This is a genomic window from uncultured Nevskia sp. (assembly GCF_903885465.1).
Lineage (GTDB): Bacteria > Pseudomonadota > Gammaproteobacteria > Nevskiales > Nevskiaceae > Nevskia.
Genome location: NZ_CAISIQ010000554.1, coordinates 1 through 5,047, shown reverse-complemented (window position 1 = coordinate 5,047; position 5,047 = coordinate 1). Strand labels below are relative to the sequence as shown.

5 protein-coding genes are annotated in these 5,047 nt (G+C 61.6%); all 5 read right to left on the bottom strand.

Annotated features, from left to right (window positions below):
* Window positions 1-1,214, bottom strand: a 1,214-nt coding sequence (locus QZY06_RS21505; protein ID WP_367275709.1) for a DUF1302 family protein, incomplete at its 3' end; no start/stop codon positions are given.
* Between the two features lie 265 nt (window positions 1,215-1,479).
* Window positions 1,480-2,331, bottom strand: coding sequence for an oxidoreductase (locus QZY06_RS21500; RefSeq protein ID WP_295688160.1), 852 nt, complete (start codon window positions 2,329-2,331; stop codon window positions 1,480-1,482).
* A gap of 112 nt (window positions 2,332-2,443) precedes the next feature.
* Window positions 2,444-3,025 carry a TetR/AcrR family transcriptional regulator gene (locus QZY06_RS21495; protein WP_295688159.1) on the bottom strand — a complete coding sequence of 194 codons (582 nt, stop codon included), beginning with the start codon at window positions 3,023-3,025 and terminating at the stop codon, window positions 2,444-2,446.
* A 100-nt stretch (window positions 3,026-3,125) separates the two neighbouring features.
* The gene (locus QZY06_RS21490; RefSeq protein WP_295688156.1) at window positions 3,126-4,442 is read right to left on the bottom strand and encodes an OmpP1/FadL family transporter; all 1,317 of its coding nucleotides are present in this window, start codon (window positions 4,440-4,442) and stop codon (window positions 3,126-3,128) included.
* A gap of 240 nt (window positions 4,443-4,682) precedes the next feature.
* Window positions 4,683-5,047, bottom strand: a 365-nt coding sequence (locus tag QZY06_RS21485) for an AhpC/TSA family protein (RefSeq protein ID WP_295688154.1), incomplete at its 5' end; no start/stop codon positions are given.

Below are 5,047 nucleotides of genomic sequence, written 5' to 3'. Positions count from 1 at the left end.
GGGCCACAGCCCGAACCGCCGACCAGCAAGGCGCAATATCGGTTGAATGCCAGACCGAGAATGTTGGTATTAGGCAGATCCTTGTCGACACCGGACTCGGTCCAGCGAATCGCACCCAGCGGGTTGTAGCGATGGGTCGCCATCGCCTGCAGGCTGTAGTTGCCGAATTCGGCCTTGAAGCGGATGCCGTAGTTGACGTTCTTGTTGTAACCGCCCTGGTCGTAACGGTCATGCAGCGTGAACTGCGATGGCACCACGTTGTAAGAGGTGTTGACGTTGTTCAGCACCGTCGGGATGAACTGCTGGGCGAAGAAGTCTGCCGAGACCTGATCGGTCACCTGCTGGGTGATGCGGATACCCGGGGCCGAAGCGCGGGAGTCCGCATATTCCTCGACCACCCGATTGAGAATCAGATGGCGGCGAAGATCGAGACCGTTGGCGGTGTCCATGATGCGGAAGAACAGCAGCTGGCCCCAGGCGATGGTCTGATTACCCACGCGCACCGTAGTGTTGCCGCTGTTCCACTGCACGAAGAACGCCGGCAGATCGACCATGTAGTTGCGGCCCGAACGCTCGAAGAAGATCGGGTTCTTGTTGCCTTCCACCTGATAGCCTAGCTTGTCCGGCGTGGTGTGGAACTGGCGCGATTCGCCGCCTTGAATCCCGCCGTTGATGTCGTCGTAGTTGCGATAGTCGAAATCGTTGTAGCCGAGATCGTCCGGATCGTAGACCGCGCGCAGGCGGGTGATCAGCGAGAAGTCGCCCCAGGACAAGGTCGGGGTCAGCTCGAAACGCAGCAGGTGATAGTTCAGCAGCTGGTTCTTCAGCGGCACATAGCGAGTGACGGTGTCGTTGACACCCACCTGATTGCTGACGCCTCGCGTCGGCGGAAGCACACCGATGCCGGAGATCGGAATGATGCCGCCGGGGCCGATCAGCGCATCCGTGGGTTGCAGCGGAACCGCGTAGTTCAGTGCCGGGTTGCCGGGTTCGCGCCGGATCGGCACGCCGTTGGCAAGATCGCCGAACTGGTTGACCTGCTGAACGCGGTCGTCGGTACTGAACGCCACGTCGAAACGAATGAAGCCGTTGTACGAGAAATCGGCACCGAGAAACTTCGAGCCCGCGCCTCCCGCAGCCTGAACGCCACTGCTAGCGAAAGCCGCGATGCCAGCCGCGACCAACGCGCAATCCTTTGCGCTGCAAATCTTCATGTTCATTCCCTTTGTTTTTTAGTGATCACGTACGCGCGCGGCGATCGATCGTCACTGCGCGGTCGATCAGAAGACCGATGTCGAATGCGGCCCGGCGCCGGCGCAGTAGAACAGGCTTCGGAGAGGGGCGTTCGGTATCAGGTCGCTTGGTCGCCGCTCATCGATGTCCTGGCGAGACGATTGGGCCGGCGCAAAGGCTGGGCTATCAGGTTTGCTTTCATCGGCGGTTGAATAGGCCATGATCGATATGCGTGTGGTTCGAGCCTTACTTGGCGGCTGCCGAAGCCCGAACGGGCGCCGCATGCGTATCGAGCCGGAAGTCCTTGCGAATACCCGAGTCAACCAGAGCCGCCGGCGCGAACCTGCGCAGGAACTGCAAACGGCCGGCGAGGCTGCCGGCGGTGTAGCGCAACTTGGGATGAGCGGCGCTGGCGGCCAGCAGAACCACGTCGGCTACCACGGCGGGGTCGTCGCCCTTGGTGATTGCGCCCTGCAGAAACTGATTCAGCGCTGCGCGATTGCCGCGGTACTCGTCGAGCGTGGCATCGGGCTCCATCAGGTTGGCGTCGAACGATGTCTTGGTGAACGCCGGCTCGACGACCGAAACGCGGATGCCTCGGGTGCGCAGTTCGTGGTCGAGCGATTCCGAATAGCCTTCGACGGCATGCTTGGTCGCCGAGTAAAGCGCGCCGTACGGCATCGGCAACAAGCCCAGGATCGAGCCGATATTGACGATGCGGCCGCTGCCCTGCTGGCGCATCTGCGGCAGAACGGCGCGGGTCATTCTGACGATGCCGAAGAAGTTGGTTTCGAAGATCGCATGCGCCTGCTCGATCGAGCTTTCTTCCGCGCCGGCGGGAGCGACCCCGAAACCGGCGTTGTTGACCAGCAGATCGATGCGGCCTTCCCGTCGCAGCAACTCGTTGACGGCGGCGGCAACCGATTCATCGCGGGTCACGTCGAGGGCCAGCATCTCGAACGAAGACGCGTCCTGTTGCCCGCCGCGGCGGCTGGTGCCGTAGACCTTGTAGCCCGCCTGGGCGAGCCGTTCCGCTGTCGCCTTGCCGATGCCGGATGAGGCGCCTGTGACGAGCGCGATGGTTTTCTTGATGGTCATGGCAGTAGCTTCCTGTGAGTAGTGATGCGCGATGCAGTGACAGCGGGTGAATAATTTATGATGATCATCATATTTATCATCAGCTTGAAAGCCGACACGGCTGATGTCGTCCTCAGGGAGCGGTTGGAGCGAAGTGCTTCAGGGTAGAGGCCAGTAGCGCGTCGGACAGTTTGGGATCGTCCACGGCGCGTGCCAGCAGCAAGGTACCGACCATCGAGGACACGATCACCAGCGCCTGTTCGTGCGCCGCGGGTTGGCCCCAATCGGACAACTGGCGAGCCACGACATCGATCATTTCCTTGATCCGGCGCGTGGTCGCGCGCCTTACCTCCGGTGCCTGGCGCGGCATCTCCGAGCCCAGCGCAACCACCGGACAACCTTGCTCCACAGCCTTCAGATGCTCTTGCGAAAGGTAGGCTGACATCATCCGCAGCAAGGCCTGCTCCGGCGGGGCATTGGCAGCGGTGCGCGCCGAGGCGGCGACGGCATCGGCACCGGCACGGTCCGCCGCTTCGGCAAGCATCGCTTCGCGCGAGGCGAAGTGGGCGTAGAAGCCACCGTGGGTCAGGCCCGCTTCTTTCATGATGTCGGCGACGCTGGTGCCGTCGTAGCCGCTGCGCCGGATGGCCCGCGCGGCGGCATCGACGATGCGCTCATGCGTGGCTTCCTTGGATCGGGCGGCGGGCTTCTTCATATGATGATCATCATAGTAAGTTCCGCGCAAAAAACAAGACGCACTGCAGTCACGCCGCAGACCTGCGGATCAACCAGGTCGTCGTCGGCTTCTGCAACCTCTAGTAGTGATGGCTCCAGCCCAAGTACAGGGTCTCGACATGCGGCGTCACCGTTTCGTTGCCGCCGAGGGCTGTGGCCGAGGGGCCGCCATAGGTGCCTTTCAGATAACGCCCGTAAGCGAAATGCAGATCGTTGGACTTGGTGAAGTTCCAGGTGAAGCCGGCCGTGACATTGCGGACCGGATTCGGCGCCAGCACATTGAAGCTCACTGAATTGGTACTGGAATCACGTTGTGGACGCCTGCCGTAGGCGAGCCCCGCGCGCAGGGTCAGCGACGGAAGCACGGCGTAGGCGAGCGCAAACCGATAATTGCTCTGGTTCCGCCAGTTGAAGCCGCTGCCGCCATTGCTACCTAGTGGATTGGTCTGGGGATCGACCAGAGAATTCAGCACGCCGTTACCGAGCGCCCGGATGTGGCCGAAGTTGATGCGCTGAAAATCGAAGCCGACCGTCCATTTCTCCAGCGGCGTCAGCGACAGGCCGACGCTGTAGTTCTCCGGAATATCGAACGAGCCATTGCCGGCCAGCAGTCCGCGGTAGGACTCGAAATTCTGCATGTAGATCCGCGTCGAGTACGCCGCGCCGACATTGAGCCAGGGTAGAAGCTGCCCGTACCAGCCGACGCGAACACCGGCGCCGAGCGCACCTTCATAGCCATTGTTGGTGACCGCATCCGGGTGGCCGGACAGTCCCTGAAATGCCTGCAGACCGTAAGCCTTGAAGCGCTGATAGGCCAGCAGCGGCGCGATGCCGACGCTGTATCCGGGCGCGTACTGCCAGCTGAGCGTGGTGGCGAGGATCAGCTGGCTCAGGTCGATGCCGAGTTGGCCGCAGCCGAGGAAGAAGTTGCCGGGTTGGTTGCCGCACTTGTCGGGTGCCGCATTGTTGCCGGGGACGCCGGTTTCACCGCGGTAATCGGTATTGAGTCCGCCATTGCCGTAGAGCGTCATGCCCCAGGACAGCGCCTCGTTGATGCGCGCGGCATAGCCGACTTCGGGCAGCAGGAAAAACTGGTTCTTGCTGGTGGTCGAGAAATCGTAGGAGGGATCAAGGGAGTCTTCTCGTTCGGCACGCCGATGCGGCATGAACGCCAGCAGCCCGATATCGAGACGATCGTCGACCGCCGACAGCTTGGCCGGATTGGAAGCGCCCGCGAACGCGTCAAGGCCGAAGGCCGTCGAGGTGCCTGCGGATTGCGCGGCCTCGGGCCCATAACCGAGCACGAAGTAGCCGCCGCCCGCGTGTGCCGACATTGAAACACCGAGACCGATCGCCAGCAGCAGGCAAGCGCGTCCCTTCAAGCTCAAGCAATGCATGATTTCTCCCCTGCACCAAAGTGACTTGCGCTAGTCTCGCGGCCCGTTGCGGACCGCTGTCAGCCAGCGCTTATAGGTTTCGTATCGGGACCGGTCCGGCTCCCGCCGTTCGTGCTCAGTGTAGCCAGCGCCTGCGGGCAAGGCTTGACCTCAGGTGCAATCTTTTCCATCGCTTAGCCGTTTGACGATGAACTACGTATCGCCGACTGCTGCTCAGTAACTGCGAAACCTACCAGGCCGCTAACCAGCACCCTTGGCAACACTCAGCAGCTCTGAGACTTCCCATTGATCGTAGGCATGGGTTCCATATTTCACGGCAACCACAGTGCCCTTTTGATCGATCAAGATGTCCGCGGGCAGGCCAACCGGGCCGTTTTCCATTTTCAGGCCCATCTTTCCGAGAAACATCCCTCTGATAGCCGCCCACAACGCCCGGGGATGGAAGCTGGCCCCTATCGAGCGCCCGACGCCGAACTTGGCATAGAACGTCTTCCTCGGATCGGCTACCGCTGCGAAGGCAATGTCGTTCTGGTACTTCCTCATTTCCGATGCCGAAGAATGAAAGAAGATGACTTCGCTTATTCCGGCAGCCTCGATCTGGTCGT